This is a genomic window from Streptomyces sp. ISL-98 (assembly GCF_018614055.1).
Classification (GTDB): Bacteria; Actinomycetota; Actinomycetes; order Streptomycetales; family Streptomycetaceae; genus Streptomyces; species Streptomyces spiramyceticus.
Genome location: NZ_JAGGPB010000025.1, coordinates 126,691 through 142,677, shown reverse-complemented (window position 1 = coordinate 142,677; position 15,987 = coordinate 126,691). Strand labels below are relative to the sequence as shown.

15 protein-coding genes are annotated in these 15,987 nt (G+C 69.2%); 7 read left to right on the top strand and 8 right to left on the bottom strand.

Features of this window, described 5'->3' with window-relative positions:
• Positions 1-9 precede the first annotated feature (9 nt).
• A complete protein-coding gene (locus J7I98_RS18005; RefSeq protein ID WP_214921733.1) occupies positions 10-921 on the bottom strand; it encodes a TetR/AcrR family transcriptional regulator C-terminal domain-containing protein in 912 nt (303 codons plus the stop codon).
• A 115-nt stretch (positions 922-1,036) separates the two neighbouring features.
• Between J7I98_RS18005 and J7I98_RS18000 the strand changes: the two genes are divergently transcribed.
• The 3 genes from J7I98_RS18000 to J7I98_RS17990 all read left to right on the top strand — a co-directional run bounded on the left by J7I98_RS18000 (position 1,037) and on the right by J7I98_RS17990 (position 4,670).
• Entirely contained in the window at positions 1,037-2,587 is a 1,551-nt protein-coding gene (locus tag J7I98_RS18000; RefSeq protein WP_214921732.1) for an MFS transporter, read from the top strand.
• A gap of 111 nt (positions 2,588-2,698) precedes the next feature.
• The gene (locus J7I98_RS17995) at positions 2,699-2,932 is read left to right on the top strand and encodes a hypothetical protein (RefSeq protein ID WP_214921731.1); all 234 of its coding nucleotides are present in this window, start codon (positions 2,699-2,701) and stop codon (positions 2,930-2,932) included.
• Between the two features lie 94 nt (positions 2,933-3,026).
• Complete coding sequence (locus J7I98_RS17990; protein ID WP_214921730.1) at positions 3,027-4,670, top strand: GMC oxidoreductase; 1,644 nt, start codon at positions 3,027-3,029, stop codon at positions 4,668-4,670.
• A 55-nt stretch (positions 4,671-4,725) separates the two neighbouring features.
• On the opposite strand, the gene J7I98_RS17985 is transcribed toward J7I98_RS17990, so the two are convergent.
• Together J7I98_RS17985 and J7I98_RS17980 are read right to left on the bottom strand one after the other, a co-directional pair.
• The gene (locus tag J7I98_RS17985; RefSeq protein ID WP_214921729.1) at positions 4,726-5,205 is read right to left on the bottom strand and encodes a carboxymuconolactone decarboxylase family protein; all 480 of its coding nucleotides are present in this window, start codon (positions 5,203-5,205) and stop codon (positions 4,726-4,728) included.
• Positions 5,202-6,281 (bottom strand): dihydrodipicolinate reductase, encoded by a 1,080-nt coding sequence (locus tag J7I98_RS17980; RefSeq protein ID WP_214921728.1) that lies wholly within the window; start codon positions 6,279-6,281, stop codon positions 5,202-5,204. Before J7I98_RS17980 ends, J7I98_RS17985 begins: the two co-directional genes overlap by 4 nt.
• A 164-nt stretch (positions 6,282-6,445) precedes the next feature.
• Between J7I98_RS17980 and J7I98_RS17975 the strand changes: the two genes are divergently transcribed.
• Complete coding sequence (locus tag J7I98_RS17975; RefSeq protein ID WP_214921727.1) at positions 6,446-8,035, top strand: adenosine deaminase; 1,590 nt, start codon at positions 6,446-6,448, stop codon at positions 8,033-8,035.
• A gap of 23 nt (positions 8,036-8,058) precedes the next feature.
• On the opposite strand, the gene J7I98_RS17970 is transcribed toward J7I98_RS17975, so the two are convergent.
• Complete coding sequence (locus J7I98_RS17970; RefSeq protein ID WP_214921726.1) at positions 8,059-8,892, bottom strand: helix-turn-helix domain-containing protein; 834 nt, start codon at positions 8,890-8,892, stop codon at positions 8,059-8,061.
• 132 nt (positions 8,893-9,024) lie between these two features.
• Between J7I98_RS17970 and J7I98_RS17965 the strand changes: the two genes are divergently transcribed.
• Positions 9,025-9,465, top strand: a complete 441-nt coding sequence (locus J7I98_RS17965; protein ID WP_251020805.1) for a hypothetical protein — start codon at positions 9,025-9,027, stop codon at positions 9,463-9,465.
• Between the two features lie 35 nt (positions 9,466-9,500).
• Here J7I98_RS17965 and J7I98_RS17960 read toward each other — a convergent pair whose 3' ends face one another.
• Positions 9,501-10,841, bottom strand: coding sequence for a tetratricopeptide repeat protein (locus J7I98_RS17960; protein WP_214921725.1), 1,341 nt, complete (start codon positions 10,839-10,841; stop codon positions 9,501-9,503).
• A gap of 140 nt (positions 10,842-10,981) precedes the next feature.
• Here J7I98_RS17960 and J7I98_RS17955 point away from each other — a divergent pair, with 140 nt between their 5' ends.
• Positions 10,982-12,403: a M64 family metallopeptidase gene (locus tag J7I98_RS17955; RefSeq protein WP_251020804.1), complete on the top strand. Its 1,422-nt coding sequence runs from the start codon at positions 10,982-10,984 to the stop codon at positions 12,401-12,403.
• Between the two features lie 15 nt (positions 12,404-12,418).
• On the opposite strand, the gene J7I98_RS17950 is transcribed toward J7I98_RS17955, so the two are convergent.
• Together J7I98_RS17950 and J7I98_RS17945 are read right to left on the bottom strand one after the other, a co-directional pair.
• Positions 12,419-13,264: an alpha/beta fold hydrolase gene (locus tag J7I98_RS17950; RefSeq protein WP_214921724.1), complete on the bottom strand. Its 846-nt coding sequence runs from the start codon at positions 13,262-13,264 to the stop codon at positions 12,419-12,421.
• 15 nt (positions 13,265-13,279) lie between these two features.
• Positions 13,280-13,744, bottom strand: a complete 465-nt coding sequence (locus tag J7I98_RS17945; RefSeq protein WP_214921723.1) for a Crp/Fnr family transcriptional regulator — start codon at positions 13,742-13,744, stop codon at positions 13,280-13,282.
• 194 nt (positions 13,745-13,938) lie between these two features.
• Here J7I98_RS17945 and J7I98_RS17940 point away from each other — a divergent pair, with 194 nt between their 5' ends.
• Positions 13,939-15,351 (top strand): RtcB family protein, encoded by a 1,413-nt coding sequence (locus J7I98_RS17940; RefSeq protein WP_214921722.1) that lies wholly within the window; start codon positions 13,939-13,941, stop codon positions 15,349-15,351.
• A 73-nt stretch (positions 15,352-15,424) separates the two neighbouring features.
• On the opposite strand, the gene J7I98_RS17935 is transcribed toward J7I98_RS17940, so the two are convergent.
• Positions 15,425-15,880: an archease gene (locus J7I98_RS17935; protein ID WP_214921838.1), complete on the bottom strand. Its 456-nt coding sequence runs from the start codon at positions 15,878-15,880 to the stop codon at positions 15,425-15,427.
• Positions 15,881-15,987 lie beyond the last annotated feature (107 nt).

Here is a 15,987-nt window from a genome sequence, read left to right as displayed (position 1 = left end):
GCACGCACGTCAGGGCGTCCGGGGTCGCCCGATGAGCGCCTCGACTCCGTCCAGCATCCGCTCGAGCCCGAATTCGAAGAGCGTGCCGAGTTCGAGGTCGAATTCGTCCTGGTCGAAGAGGGTCGACAGCACCGGATAGGCCCCGGTCGCCTGGATCGCCTCCATCCGCGGCTCGTTGGACGCCATCCACTCCTCGGGTGTCATCCCGGTGTCCTGCCGCGCCTGCGACTCCAGCTCGATGGCCATCGCGACACCCTGGGCGTACCCGAGGAGAGTGAGGTGGACATGGATCATGTCGTACGGCGTGAGCCTCAGTCCGCGCAGAACGCTCAGGACCCGCTCGGTGTACCGCATCGCATGAGGTGAGGCCATCGGCCGGGTGAGGGCGGCCATGGCCCGCGCCAGCCAGGGATGGCGCTCGTACAGACTCCACAACCACCGTGCCTCCAGCGCCAGTTGCGCACGCCAGCCGGTCGGTCGTGGTCCCGGCGGTTCTTCGCTGAACACCGCCTCCGACATCAGCCGTACGAGCTCGCCCTTGCTCGGGACATGGCGGTAGAGCGCCATGGTGGAGGTGTCGAACTCGGTCGCGAGCCGCCGCATGGAGAGCGCGGTGAGCCCCTCCGCGTCGACGAGCGTGATCGCGGCGCGAATGACGCGCTCGCGAGTGAGGCCGTGGCCGGGCGGGGCCGAGCGCTCCCGTCCGGGCTCGGCGACCACCGTGCCGACTCCGGGCACGGCCCGCACCAGACCCTCGCGGTTCAGCGCGGCGAGAGCTTTCGTCGCCGTCGCCATCGCGACGCCCCACTCCTGGGTGATGAGGCGTGTGGAGGGGACGAGATCACCGGGAGCGAGCTCGCCCGAGGTGATGCGGCGGCGGATGTCCCCGGCGATCCGGAGGTAGGGCGGCTCGACCTTCATGCCCGTACTGTACTAGTGCATCTATGGCTCCTTCTGCCTGTCTGTGGCAGGGGTGTGACGGGTGCACTAGGTATCTGTTTGCGGTGTACGCGCCGACCCGATTCCGTATCGAGCCATGGAGAACACACCCGGCCCCCGCGCGGGCCGCAAGGAATGGACCGCTCTCGGCGTCCTGATGCTGCCCCTGCTCCTCGTCTCGATGGACGTCTCGGTCCTCTACTTCGCGATCCCGTACGTCAGCCAGGACCTGGCACCGAGCGCCACCCAGCAGCTCTGGATCCTCGACATGTACGGCTTCGTACTCGCCGGACTGCTCATCACCATGGGTGCGCTCGGCGACCGCATCGGGCGGCGCACGCTGGTGCTCGTGGGAGCCGCGGTCTTCGGCGCGGCCTCGGTCGCCGCCGCGTACGCGCACTCGGCCGAACTGCTCATCGCCGTACGCGCACTGCTCGGACTCGGCGGCGCCGCCCTGATGCCGTCGACCCTCGCTCTGATCCGCAATCTCTTCCACGACGAGAAGCAGCGCGGCAAGGCGGTCACCATCTGGACGGCCGTCATGACCACAGGCATCTCCCTCGGCCCGGTGGTCAGCGGCCTGCTGCTGGAACACTTCTGGTGGGGCTCGGTCTTCCTGATCAACCTGCCCGCGATGGTGCTGCTGATCGCACTGGTGCCGTTCCTGGTACCGGAGTTCAAGTCGCCGAAGCAGGGCCGCTTCGACCTGCTGAGCGCGGCACTCTCACTCGCCGCCCTGCTCCCGGTGATCTACGGCATCAAGGAATGGGCCCGGCACGGTTACGAGCCGCTGCCCGCCCTCGGCATCGCCTCGGGGCTCGCGCTCGGCTTCGCCTTCGTACACCGTCAGAAGCGCCTCGCACACCCGATGATCGATCTGAGTCTGCTGCGCCGACGTGCTTTCGGCGGCGCGGTGTTCGCCAATCTCCTCGCCATGTTCGCCACGGTGGGAATGGCGGTCTTCTTCACGCAGTATCTGCAGTCCGTCCTGGGCATGGGCCCGTTCGAGGCCGCATTGTGGAGCCTGGTGCCGGCCGTGGGCGTGGCCGTCATGGCCCCGGCCGGCGCGGCACTCGCACAGCGCACCGACCGTGCGTACGTCATGGGCGGCGGCTTCCTCGTCTCCGCCTGCGGATTCCTCTGGCTGGCCCAGGTGCGTACCGACTCGCCCCTCTGGTTCACCCTCGTCGGCGCCTCCGTCTATGCGGGCGGTCTGGTCGCGGCCATGACCCTCGCCAATGAACTCGCCCTGGGCGCCGCGCCGCCGGAGCGCGCGGGCTCGGCCGCTGCCGTGCTCGAATCCGGCCAGGAGCTGGGAGGCGCGCTGGGCATGGCGATACTCGGCTCCGTGGGAGCGGCGGTCTACAGCCGCGACATGGCCGACGCCCTGCCGGCCGGTGTGGCACACGCCGACGCGGTACGCGAAACGCTGGGCGGCGCGGCTGCGGTGGCGGCGCACCTCCCGGCCAGGACGGCAGAGACCGTGCTGGCGGCCGCGCGCGACGCCTTCACGCACGGGATGGGCTTCGCGGCGGTCGGCGCGGCCGCTTCCATGGCCGCAGCGGGTGTCTTCTCGCTCGTACTGCTCAGGGGCGCAGGCAGGACGAAGCCGTCATCCGCCGAACCGGAGCCTGCTGTGCGGGTTTAGCCGCTCTTCTTCCCGCCGGAGCCGACGTTCGGGTGATAAGTGGCCTCGCATGCAACTGAACACCACCTGACGGGACTCCTGTTGGTCAGTGACGACACGCAGGAGGTTCCGATGAACACCACACAGGTTTCTGCCTTTCCTCGGAGGACGCCGCGGAGGACACCGCAGTGGGCGCTCGACCCGTACCGCCCCCTGCCGGCCGACAAGCACCGACTGGATCTCCACGCGGCCCTGACCACGACAGGAATCGCGCCGCTCCCCGGCGACCTGGACGCCATCAAAGTCCTCAGCACGCTGGACGACGCCACTGTCAGGACCGTTCTGCGATGGATCACCAACCGTTGACCCGTACGCGCAAGTTACCTCTAGGTATGTAGTGACTTCACACGCAAGCGGCAGTAGAACCTGTTTCCACTCCATTGAGAGTGAGGAACCTCACATGAATGATCCTGCCGTACGTGGTACGGGTTCCAAGGGCGTCTCGCGCCGAGGATTCATCGCTGGAACTGGTTCTATTCTGGGTGCCGTCGCCCTCGCCGGTCACGCCACCGCAGCCCAGCCGAAGGCCGCTTCCGCGGCCGCTCCGATCGAGGCCGGGGCCCACGTCCCGGCCCTCGTGATCGGCACCGGATACGGCGGCTCCGTTGCCGCCCTGCGTCTCGCTCAGGCCGGCGTCGAAGTGCACATGATCGAGATGGGCATGTCCTGGGACACGCCCGGCACGGACGGCAAGATCTTCGCCAACACCACCAAGCCGGACTACCGGTCGTTCTGGCTTCGCACCAGGACCAAGCAGCCCCTCAGCAACTTCCTCGGCTTTCCGCTCGACAAGGACGTCTCCCGCTACACCGGGATCCTGGACGCCGAGGAATTCAGCGGCATCACGGTGTACCAGGGCCGCGGCGTCGGCGGCGGATCCCTGGTCAACGGCGGCATGGCGGTCACCCCCAAGCGCGAGAGATTCAGCGCCGTCCTCCCGTCGGTGAACGCCGACGAGATGTACGGCACCTACTACCCGCGCGCCAACGCCGGGCTCGGGGTCAGCCACGTCGACCCGGCCTGGTGGGAGAGCGCCGCCTGCTACCAGTACGCCAGGGTCGGCCGCAAGCACGCCCAGCGTTCCGGCTTCCCGTTCGTCTTCGTGCCCAACGTGTACGACTGGGACTACATGAAGCAGGAGGCCACCGGAGCCGTCCCCAAGTCGGCGCTGGAGGGCGAGGTCCTCTACGGCAACAACTACGGCAAGAAGTCCCTGCAGAAGAACTACATCGCCCAGGCAAAGGCGACCGGCAGGGTCACCATCTCGCCGCTGCACAAGGTCACATCGGTCGCCCCGGCGGCCGGTGGCGGCTACACCGTCCTCATCGACCAGATCAGCACCAGCGGTAACACCACGGCCACCAAAACCGTGACCGCGGACAGAGTGTTCTTCGCGGCAGGCAGCGTCGGCACCAGCAAGCTCCTGACCAAGCTGAAGGCCACCGGCCTGCTGCCCGGCCTGAACAACGAGATCGGGAAGGGCTGGGGCGACAACGGCAACGTCATGTGCGGCCGCGCCAACCACATGTGGGACGCGACCGGCAAGCTCCAGGCATCCATGCCCACGGCCGGCATCGACAACTGGGACGCCGGTGGCGCGTTCGCCGAGGTGGCACCGCTGCCCACAGGGATCGAGACGTACGCCTCGTTCTACCTGTCCATCACCAAGAACCCGAACCGCGCCGAGTTCTCCTGGAACGCCGCCACGGGCAAGGTCGACCTGAACTGGCAGACCGCATGGAAACAGCCGTCCATCGACGCCGCCAAGACGATCTTCGACAAGATCAACGCGAAGGAGGGGACGATCTACCGGACCGACCTCTTCGGGGCGTACAAGATCTGGGGCGATCACCTCACGTACCACCCGCTCGGCGGCGCGGTGCTGAACAAGGCCACCGACAACTACGGCTGTCTCCACGGCTACTCCGGCCTGTACGTCATCGACGGCTCGCTGATTCCCGGCAACACCAGTGTCAACCCGTTCGTCACCATCACTGCGCTCGCCGAACGGAACATCGAGAAGATCATCGCCACCGACCTGTGACGGTGGCCGGGTGAGCCCAGGGGGAGCCGGGCTCACCGGGCGCCCCCCGACCACCTCAGTGCCAGGGCAGCACGCACACAGTGTCGAGGCCCAGCACATGGTTGAGCCGGCCGAACGCCAGCCAGGAGCCGATGCTCATGCTCAGCTCCACGATCTCGAGCTGGCTGTAGTACGCCGTCATGCGCGTCCAGAATTCGTCGTCGAGGCCGTGGTGATCCAGGGCGTACCGCTCGGCGTACTCGGCGGCCAGCCGCGTCCGGTCGTCGAAAACGTCGGTGGTACGCCACTGGGCCACCGCGTCGGCGAACTCCTCCTCGACCTTCTGCCCGTCCCGTTCGGTCCGCCAGTCGAGGCAGAAGGCGCACCCGTTGATCTGCGCGATCCGCAGTCGCGCGGCCTCGAACTCGCTTAGCCCCAGGGTCGTGTGGGCGTATACCGACAGCGAGAAGTTCGAGGCGGCGATCCCGATGCCGGGGACCATCTCGCCCCACACGTACTCGATCGCGTTCTTGCCCTCGGGGATGTCGATGTTCATCGTTTACTCCTTCCGAGCTTGCCGACTGCGGGGCGCAGTGGCACGTCGAGCGCGTCATAGAGCCCGGGTTCCGCGTCCACGAGCCAGTCGATGGCGCCCACCAGCCGGCCGACCGCGGTCGCGTTCCCGCCCGCCGACCGGTTCTCGCCCTCGTCGGTGGCCTCGACCGTGACCTCGATGCGCGGTCGGCCCTCGATGATCACCCGGTGTGCCCCGTCGCCGTTGGGCGGCGTGGGCCAGTCCGGTGCACAGGACGGGTGGATTCGGGTCACGTGCTCGATGACGATGCGGGGTTCGCCCTCGACGACGCCCTGCACTTCGAACCGCACCGCGCCCTGGGTGCCGGCCTCGAACGAGCCCATCGTCCGGGTACTCACAGTGGCGTCGAGCGGGCGCCGGTCCATGGTCTCGCGTATCTCGTCGAGTTGGACGCCCAGCGCCCTGGCCATCAGCCGTATCTGCCCGCCCCACACCATGGTCGGGACCATCGGGGCGAGCATCAGCGGCTCGTAGTCCATCGGCTGGCCCATGCCGACCAGGTACCGGACCGAGTCGGGCTGGTCGTACGTGGAATAGTCGAAGATCTCCTGGCAGCGGATCACGTCCACGGTGGTGCCGAGTCCGCTGATCAGCAGTGGCAGTACGTCGTTGCCCCAGCCGGGGTCGACACCGGAGACGAACAGCGAGCCGCCGCCGTCCGCGATGGCGGCCAGCACCGGCTCGCGCAACTCCGGCGGGGCGCCCGCCTGGTCGTACAGCGCGTACATCGAAGGGGTGACGACCACGGCTCCGGCGCGGATCGCCCTGACGACGTCGGCGAGGGCATCGTCAGGGCGGATGTCACCGGAAGCCGCGTACACCACGGCCTGGGGGCGGGCGGCCAGCACCGCGTCGATGTCGTCCGTCGCCGCGACGCCCAGATCGTGGTGGAGCCCACCGAGATCGCCCGCGTCGCGGCCCACTTTGCCGGGGTCGTGGACGAGTACGTTCGTGAGTTTCAGCGCCGGGTCGGCCTCGACGGCACGGATCGCCAAGCGGCCGACGTTCCCGGTACCCCAGACAACCGTGGAAATCATGCGGCGGAGGGTAGCGCGAGGGCCCAACGGTTCCTAGGGACGCGACGACCCGAAACGACAGGGGGAGTTCCCCCCCCAAGGGCCGCTCTTGTGGGTATCGCGACTTCCGGGAGGGGAGTGACCTCTCAGCCGATGCCGGACGCATCGGAAGAGGGGAACGGATCATGCCGCAGAGATACGGAGCCGGGTGGCCGGTGCTGGCCGGGCTGGCGGCGTCGGGGATGGCCACGGGGGTTCTCCCCGCAGCCGCCGCCACGCCCGTAGGCCATGGTCATCACGGCCGTGAACAGGTCCAGGTTCAGGCGTACTTGGACACTGTGACGCATTCCCCGGGAGAGCGCACGCGCTTCATGGGGGACCTGCCCAAGGGCGGTGATCTGCACCATCACCTCGCGGGCGCCGTGCGCACGGAGTCGCTGATCCGGTACGCGGCCCGGGACGCGAAATGCATCGACACCTCGACCTTCGTGGTGACACCCGGGCCGGTGCCGTGTCCGGCCGGTCAACGCCCTGCGAGGGACGCCGTACCGGCGGGGCCGTTCCGTCAGCGGGTCATCCAGGAGTGGTCGATGCAGGACTTCGTCCTTCCGCCCAATGGTGATCCACAACCCGGCCACGACCATTTCTTCGCCACGTTCGGGAAGTTCGCGGAGGCTGCCGCAGGACACGATGCCGACATGCTCGCCGAAGTGGCGCAGACTGCGGCGCGGGAGCGGACCAGCTACCTGGAGACCCTGGTAACAGTGGAGGCCAACTCACTGCGGCGGCTCGTCGACCGCATCCACCCGCAGGATCCGGGCCCGTCCGATCTCGCCGAATTCCATTCCACGCTGACGGCTAGCCCCCGGTTCCGGGCCATCGTCGAGCAGGCCGCGGCCGACTACGACCGGCACTTCCGCGACTACCGCAAGCTGCTGGACTGCGACAGCCGACCTGCTCAGGAGGCATGCCGGGTTGCCATTCGCTTCGACTACCAGGTCGGACGTGCCCAAGCGCCCCGCCATGTCTTTGCTCAGCAGATCCTCGGCGTCGAGCTCGCTCGTCGTCGGCTGGGCCGGGTGGTGGGGGTCAACATGGTCCAGCCCGAGGACGCCCCGATTGCGCTGAGGGACTACACCCTGCACATGAAAATGATCGACTTCCTGAAGTCCCGAGCCCCGTCGGTACGGGTCAGCCTGCATGCCGGTGAACTCGTCAAGGGCCTGGCAGGAGTCACCGACGACGATCTGACGTTCCACATCACGGAGGCCGTCGACCTCGCCCATGAGAAGGACCCCGGCGTGCTGACCGCCCGGATGCGCCGGCACCACGTCCTGGTCGAGGCTCCGTTGATCAGCAATGCCCAGATTCTGCGGGTCGGCGGAGACCGGCACCCGCTGCGCACCTATCTGGCCGCGGGCGTACCGGTCGCCCTGGCCACCGACGACCCCGGCGTCAGCCGCAGTGACCTCACTGCGGTCTTCCGACGGGCCGTCACCGACCAGGGCCTGAACGTCGCGCAGCTGCGCAACCTGAGCCGGGCCTCACTGGACCACGCCTTTATCGAGGGGCGAACCCTGTGGAAGGAGCAGGACCGGTACGGCGCATTCGTCACCCCGTGCAGGAATGACACTCCGGGCCCGGGCTTGGACGGATCGCCCGGCGCGGACTGTCGAAAGTTCCTGGCCGACAGCCCCAAGGCGGAGCTGCAGTGGAAGCTGGAAGCGGACTGGCGGGCCTTCGAAGACCGGTACACCCACCGCGAGCGGATCTGAGGCGACAAGGGACAGGCCCCAACTCAGCTCCCCTGGCTCGGTGTCCCGGCCAGCTCGCGGAGGACCTTCGTGGTGAACTCGTCGAGAGGATAGAACAGCTCGATCGCCAGCTCAGACAGCGTCACATCGGCCGGGGCTCCGAACGTTGCCATGGTGCTGAACATCGACAGCTCGCCCCACGGAGTGCGGATTCGCAGCGGCACCTGTATCGGACTCGGCGGGCTCGGCCTCGCTGCCGGGGCGTCGGTCCCGGCGTTCTCCTGGTCGGCGCGCACTGGGTACCGGTGCACCTCCTCGTACAGCGCGCGTAGTTCCGCGTCTCCGGTGGCGTTGACCTGGCGGAGCAGCCGTTCGAGGAAGAGGCCTCGGACCTCGCCGAGATTGGACAGTCGCGGGGCCAGCCCGTCGGGATGCAGAGCCAGCCGGAACACGTTCGGCTGCGGCTCCAGTAGATGAGGCGGTATGCCGTCCATGAGTACGGCCATGGCCCGGTTGCCTGTCAGAACATTCCAGCAGCGGTCGACCACAATGGCGGGATACGGCTCGTGCGCCGTCAACATGGTGTCGAGCGCGGAACGGACCGACGCCATGTATTGGTCGTCGAGGCTGCTCTCCCGGTACGCCGGCGCGTAGTCGGCAGCCAGCAACAAGGTGTTGCGCTCGCGCAAGGGGACGTCCAGGGCGGCGGACAGGCGGAGCAGCATCGTACGGCTCGGGCGTGCGCGGCCTGTCTCCACGCAGGACAGGTGGCGCGCGGAGGTGTCTGCCAGGAGAGCGAGGTCGAGTTGGCTGAACCTGCGGCGCCGACGCCAGTCCCGTAGCAACGCGCCCACCCGGGACGGCTGTTCAACATCCATGCCCGGGAGGATAACTGCCACTGGATCAGGGAGGCCATGACCTCAGAGGTCATTGAGTCCATGACGCTTGCGATGCCACCGTCTCCCCAGGCCGGGCATGTTCAGTCCGCCCCTCACACCAAGGAGACCTGTATGACCGTCCCGGCCATGACCGCCCAGCGCCCAGCGGCCGGCAGCGCCGCATCGGACCTGCTGCGTACCAGCCTGCGCATCGACGCCTGGAGCACCGCCGTCTTCGGCGTTGTCATGCTCGTCGGCAGCGAGTGGCTCAGCGGCCCGCTCGGGCTGCCGACTTCTTGGTCAGTACCGTTCGGGGTCGCCATGCTGGGCGGGGCCGCCGCGCTCGCCCTCATCGCCGGCTATCCCCGGATCCCGTCGCGCCTCGCCGCGATCGTCGTCGTGGGCAACACACTGTCCTGCGCGGCAATGCTCGTGCTGGCGTTCACGAGCGTCATACCGCTCACCGGCCTGGGTACGGCCTTCATGGTCGTCGGGGCGCTGGTGGTCGCGGTCTTCGCCGAACTTGAGCTCATCGGCCTTCGGCGCTCCGGGAACGCTGTTCCCACCTCATGACGTGTGTTCGCCTGACGCATGCGTGACAGCCTGCATCAGCGCGGCGGGATCTGCGGACCCGCCGGTGCGGGACCGAGAGTCGTTGTGCCCCGGGCCGCCCGGTGGCCCAGTCCCGTGCGGTATACGTCCAGGGCCGCCTCAGTGCGGCCGCCGCGGCGCAGCAGGTCGCCCAGCAGGCGGCACAGGTCGGCGAGGTCGCCGCTGGCCCCGCTGCGCTCCAGCAGGGCGAGGGCCAGGACGTAGTGCTCCTCTGCCGCCTCCGCCTCGCCCCTCTCCTCGGCGATCAACCCGAGCAGCCGGTGCGCGCCCCCCGCGTGCACCGCGCCGTGCCGGTCGCCCAGTTCCAGTAGTGCCGAGAGGAGGTCGGCCGCCTCGTCGTGTCGCCCGAGCCGCCGCAGTACATCGGCCAGCTCCACCTCGACCTGGGCGGTGTAGAGCGCGGCGCGCTTGGCGGCGAGCATGTCGCGGGCGGTACGCAACTCCTGTTCTGCAAGCGTCAGTTCACCGTTTTGCGCCTGGACGTAGCCGCGCATCCAGTGGCAGTGCGCGAGATCGGTGTGCAGCCTCAGGTGCCGGTAGATCGCCTGGGCCTTGGCGAGCGAGGCGTCGGCGTCGGCCGTGCGCCCTTCGGTGAGGAACGTACGGGCCACCTGCCGATGCATGCCCGCCACCAGCGCCGGGTCGTTGACCTGCGGTGCCAGGGCAAGGGCGAGCTCGGCGGCGTGCGCGGCGCGGGCGTGGGCGCCCATGTCGATGTACGGGCCGATGACGGCGGCGTACAGCTGGACCAGCGCCTCGGGGTCGGCCAGGCCGCTCGCGGTGAGCTCGTCGATGGTGGACTCAAGGAGATAACAGGCGTAGCGAAGCTCCCCGGCGAGGAGGTGCGCGATGGCGCGGCCCCGGATCGCGCGGGCGCGGCGGGGGAGTGGTTCACCGGCCAGGAGCCGTTCCGCCGCTTCGAAGTGCCGTCCTGCGTTGGCCAGTTCACCGGTCTCCAGAGCGCATTCGCCGAGTCCCAGCAGCGCCTCGGCCTGCTCGGGGGCGAGGTCGAGGTGTTCCGCGTCGGTGAGCAGCCGGCGGTAGCGGACGGCAGCCTCGTCGGCGGCGCCGGTGGCGAGATCCCGCTGGGCGTCGGTGAGGGCGAGCCGCAGCTCGGTGGCCAGATGGGCGGGACGTCCGGTGGCCAGCTCCTCGAACGACGTGCCGAGCTGCTCCGCGAGGAAGCGCAGTGCGGCCTCGGAGGGGCGTAGCTTGCCGGACTCGAGTGTCGAGATGTACGCAGGAGTGTACGAGGGTTCTGCCAACTGCCGCTGCGTCAGGCCGCGTTGTGTACGCAGTCGCTGCACCCGGCGGCCGATCTCGGCCGGTTCGTCCATGGGAACCCCCTGGTTGCTCCAACTCCCCAGTATTCATGGGCAGTAGACCATTGCGCGCATCCTGCGCCTCCGCCTAGTTTAAGCGCCGAGTTCATTGCGCTTACTCATTCGCTTAACTTCCGTATCAGGGGGAGGACTTCATGCGTTCAGCACGGCGCAGAGCCATGGCGGCGACCATCATGGCCGCTGCCCTCACGGCCGTACTGGCCGCCGCACCCGGCAGCGCGGCCGTCGATCCGGGGACACCCGGCAGGGCCGTCGCCGGGAGCGAGGTCGAGGTCGAGATACCCGGGCCGGAACACGGCACAGCTGCCGGAGCCGGCCACGCACACGTATCGCCGGAATCGCCCGTATCGCCGTATGGACAGGCGCAGCAACAGCGCCGGCTCTCGGGGACCGAGCGAGCCGCCGACGGCGAGGTCGCCAAGCTGATTGACAACGGCTCCACCGCCGACCGGCTGGACGTCGTTGTCATAGGGGACGGCTACACCGTTGCCGAGCTCGCTCAGTTCCACACCGACGCCAAGCAGAAGTGGGCCGAGGTGGCGGCCGTCGAGCCGTACACGACGTACCAGAATCTCTTCAACGTCTGGGCGGTCGATGCGGTATCGAACCAGTCCGGCGTTTCCGGCGACCCCGATCCGGCCACCGTCCGCGACACGGCCCTCGGCTCGTACTTCTGGTGCGACGACATCGAGCGGCTGCTGTGCATCGACCAGGACAAGGTCGACGGGTACGTGGCGAAGGCGCCGGAGGCCGACCTGGTGATCGTCCTCGCCAACAGCGCGAAGTACGGCGGCGCGGGCTACAACGAACCCAGCGCGACCCTCGGTTACGAGGGCATCGCGACCGCATCGGCGGGCAACGAGAAGTCCGGCCAGGTCGCCATCCACGAGACCGGCCACTCGCTGGGCAAGCTCGCCGACGAGTACTTCTACCCCGACTACCCGGGCTACGAAAAGTACGAGGGCCCCGAGCCGGCGGACTCCAACATCTCCACCCTGACGGCCGAGGACATGGCCCGGCGGCACGCAAAGTGGTACCGCTGGCTGGGCGAGGAGTCACCCGACGGCGGCACGGTCGGCGCGTACGAAGGCGGTGGCTACTACGTCACAGGGCTGAACCGGCCCACCGGCAACTCCCTGATGCGTTCCCTCGGAAAGCCCTTCAACCTGCCCGGTGTCGAAGCGATGATCGCCGGCTTCTACCGCCATGCGCGGATCGTCACCGCGATCACCCCCACCGACAGGACCCTCCGGCCGGGAGACACCGCGAAGGCCGCCCTACCGCGGCTGACGGGCCCGGACGGGCGTCAGCTCAGGGCCCGCTGGTATCTGGACGGCAGGGAGTTGAAGTCTTTCGCGGGCCGTGCCGAGGTGCGGGTCACGGACCTGGGCCTACGGCCTCTCGACCTGCGCACGCACAGGCTGTCGGTCACCGTGGAGGACCGTACTCCGGCAGTGCGGGACCCGAAGGTCGCCGGGGCACTGAAATCCACCATCGGCTGGAAGATCCGGCCGGTTGCCATCAAGCCCGGCGGCCGCGCGATCGCCGGCTCGTAGCGTAAGGGCTGCCGGTCACGACTGGGGCCGGGTCAGGTACGCCGCGATGCGTTCCCCCCAGGTACGGATGTCGGCGCGTGTCCGGGAGACATGCAGGTCGGCGTGCGGCAGCAGATGGGCCAGTGTTTCCGCGGTCGACAAGGGGTGGCCCGGGTCGTCCACCCAGGCCAGGATCAAGACCGGCTGGTGCAGCGCGGCGATTGCCGTGGGGGAGGGCAGATCGGACCGCGCCAGGCCGCGCAGGACGGAGGGCAGTACGCGCTCGGTGGGCGTCGGTCGGAAGGGGGGAACGCCCGCTACGACTTCCGGGCGAGGCTGTTTCCTCTTGGCGGCGAGCCAGGCGTCGACTCCCTCTCGTTCGACGGTGTCTGCGGATTCCCGGTTGGCCCGCGCATACGCCTCCCGCGTCGTCCAGGCCGTGGGCGGGATGAGCAGGACCAGTCGGGAGAACCGGTCGGGGGCCCGGACAGCGGCGTGCAGCACGGTGCCGCATCCCATCGACGCGCCCATGGCGTCGATGGGACCGGCGGCGCCCAGGTGATCGATCAGGCCCAGCAGGTCGCCTGCGAGCGAGGGATAGGTGTAGTCGCTGTCCACGGGCTCGCCGGTGGACCGGCCGTGGGCCCGGGCGTCATAGCGGACCAGACGCACCCCCACGTCCAGGACCGGTGCCCAGTCGAACAGGCCCATCCGGTCCTCGGCGGCCCGACTGACGAATCCGCCGTGCGCGTACACGGCAAGAGGTCCCTCACCGGCATCGTCGTAGACCAGCTCGGCCCCGCGATGCCTGAAGCGCCCTTCCCTGACCGTGCGCCTTCGGCTGCGGAGGGCCGCGCCAGAATTCTTGGCGAGGCGCATCATCGCGGCGGCCCTCCGTCAGCGCGTGATGTCGCTGCCGTGCGGGGCGTACAGGTCCAGGAGCCTGACCCGGGCCGCCTGCAGCCGGTGGGAGAGCACTCGCCCGACCCAGTGATTGACCGACGAGGCGAACACGGGGTCGGAGTCCATCATCCTCAGCACGGCCGCCGAGTCGAACTCATTAGTACGCACGGGAGTCATGGCCTCGGCGCCGAGCTGCCAGCGGTACGGCGGGAACAGCCAGGACCATCCGACCAGTTCGCCCTGCCCCATGGTCTCGATCACGACCGCACGACCGCCCGGTACCTGGATGTCGAGAGTGACCGCGCCGGAGCGGACTATCCAGAAGCGGTCCGCGGGAGCGCCTTCGGTGAATAGACGCGCCCCCTCGGGAAAGTGCACCTCGCGTGCCAGCGCCATGAGGCGTGACCGGTGCTCCGCCGACAAGGAGGCGGCGATCCGGGTGGGGGAAAGCATGCTCATGGCTGCCCTCCGGTTCTGAGTCCCCTTCCAGTGTCACCCCGCGTGGCCGGACGCACGACAGGAGCGGTCGCCGGGACCGAGTTCCCGCAGCGCTGCCCCGGCGTTCACAGCATGAGGATCCCGGAGGTATGCCCGGAGGTATGGAGGCAGTCCGAACGGGTACTGGCGCTCACGGGCGAACCCGGGAGGCTGCGATGGAGTGCGTGGAGGAGCGTCCGTACCGCTTCCGGATCGATCAGCAGCGGGAGATGCGAGTGCCCGGCGTGGTGTTCGCGTCCCGGGAGTTGTTGCACGATGCCGAGAAATCGCTGGAGCAGGTCGTCAATGTGGCGACGCTGCCAGGCATCGTGACTGCCTCGTACGCCATGCCGGACATCCACTGGGGCTACGGCTTCCCCATCGGCGGAGTGGCCGCCACCGACATCGACGCCGGCGGCGTGGTTTCGCCCGGCGGCGTCGGCTTCGACATCTCCTGCGGGGTCCGGCTGCTGGCCGCCGACTGCGACCGGCGGGCGCTGGAGCCGGCGCTGCCCGCGCTCATGGACGGCCTGGGCCGGGTGATCCCGCGCGGCGCCGGACCCGGCGGTGTCTGGCGGCTGGACGGCTACCGTGAGCTGGAGCGGGTCCTGGAGGGCGGATCCCGGTACGCCGTGGAGCAGGGCCACGGCGAGGAGCGCGACCTGCGGCGCTGCGAAGACAGCGGAGCGGTCGCCGGCGCCGACCCGGGCCAGGTGAACGAGCGGGCGCGTGAGCGCGGGCTCGGCCAGGTCGGCAGCCTCGGCTCCGGGAACCATTTCCTGGAGGTCCAGCAGGTCGACGAGATCTACGACGAGTCGGTCGCCGCCGCGTTCGGGCTCGCCGCCGACCAGATATGCGTGATGATCCACTGCGGTTCCCGCGGGCTCGGGCACCAGATCTGCTCCGACCACGTACGGGCGATGGACCGGGCCATGGCCCGGTACGGGATCGCCGTGCCGGACCGGCAGCTCGCCTGCACCCCGGTCGATTCGCCGGAGGGCAACGCGTACCTCGGAGCGATGGCCGCGGCCGCCAATTACGGACGCACGAACCGGCAGTTGCTGGCCGAGGCGGCCCGAGGTGTCTTCCGCCGAGAGGCAGGCGCCCGGCTCACGCTCGTGTACGACGTGTCCCACAACCTCGCCAAGATCGAGACCCACGTGGTGGACGGCGAGCCGCGTCGGCTGTGCGTGCACCGCAAGGGCGCCACCCGGGCGTTCCCGCCCGGCCACTCCGAGCTGCCCGCAGAGCTGCGCGGCGTCGGCCAGCCGGTGCTCATCCCCGGCACCATGGGCACCGCCTCGTACATCCTGACCGGCGTCAGCGGAGGCGACGCCTTCCACTCCACCTGCCACGGCGCCGGCCGGGTCATGAGCCGCCACAAAGCGGCACGCACCATCGGTGGCAAGGAGCTGCGGGCCAGGCTGGAGGCGGGCGGCATCGCGGTGCGCCCGTTGTCCTGGCGGGGCCTGGCGGAGGAGACCCCGGAGGCGTACAAGGACGTCACCGCGGTGGTGGAGGCGAGCGAGGGCGCGGGGCTGTGCCGCAAGGTGGCCCGGCTCGTCCCGATCGGTGTGGTGAAGGGATAGCAGCGTTACGCAAGGCTGTTACGCAGGGGCAGTTACGCAGGGCGGCGGCCTGCACCACGTCGCCCGCACCGCCTCAGACGTCGACCGTCACCGCGCAGGACCATCCGTACGGATCCGGCGCCAGGTGCAGCTCGTTCCAGGACACGGCCTTCGGCACAGCACCGGTGATCGGCACCGATCGCACATCGGTCACCGCCATCCGCAGGTCCAGCCCGCCGTCATCCGTCTCCGCCTCGACGTTCACCGGCACCTCGCCGTCCACCTCCAGCCGGAAGATGACCTCGTCCAGCAGCGCGGCCAGCAGGTCGTCGTCGCTGCCCTCGTCCACCCTCATCTGCCGCACGGCGCTCGCCCGCACGCCGGACAGGTCGGCGAAGCACTCCACCATCCCCAGCACCGCCTCCACCAGGCACTGCTCCCGGCTCGCCCCCCACGCCTCGATGCGCATGTCGGCCGTGTGCGGGACGGCCCGATGCCCGCACTCCCCGGGGCGTCGCACCTGCCTGTCGTTGTCCATGTCACCGGCCATGCCGAGCATGTGCCCGCTCATCCCGCGCCGATGCGTGACGCGTGCCGGCGGTCCCCGACAGTCACCACGTGCGCGCCGTCCACCTGCGTGTTCTGCACGTGCCCTGA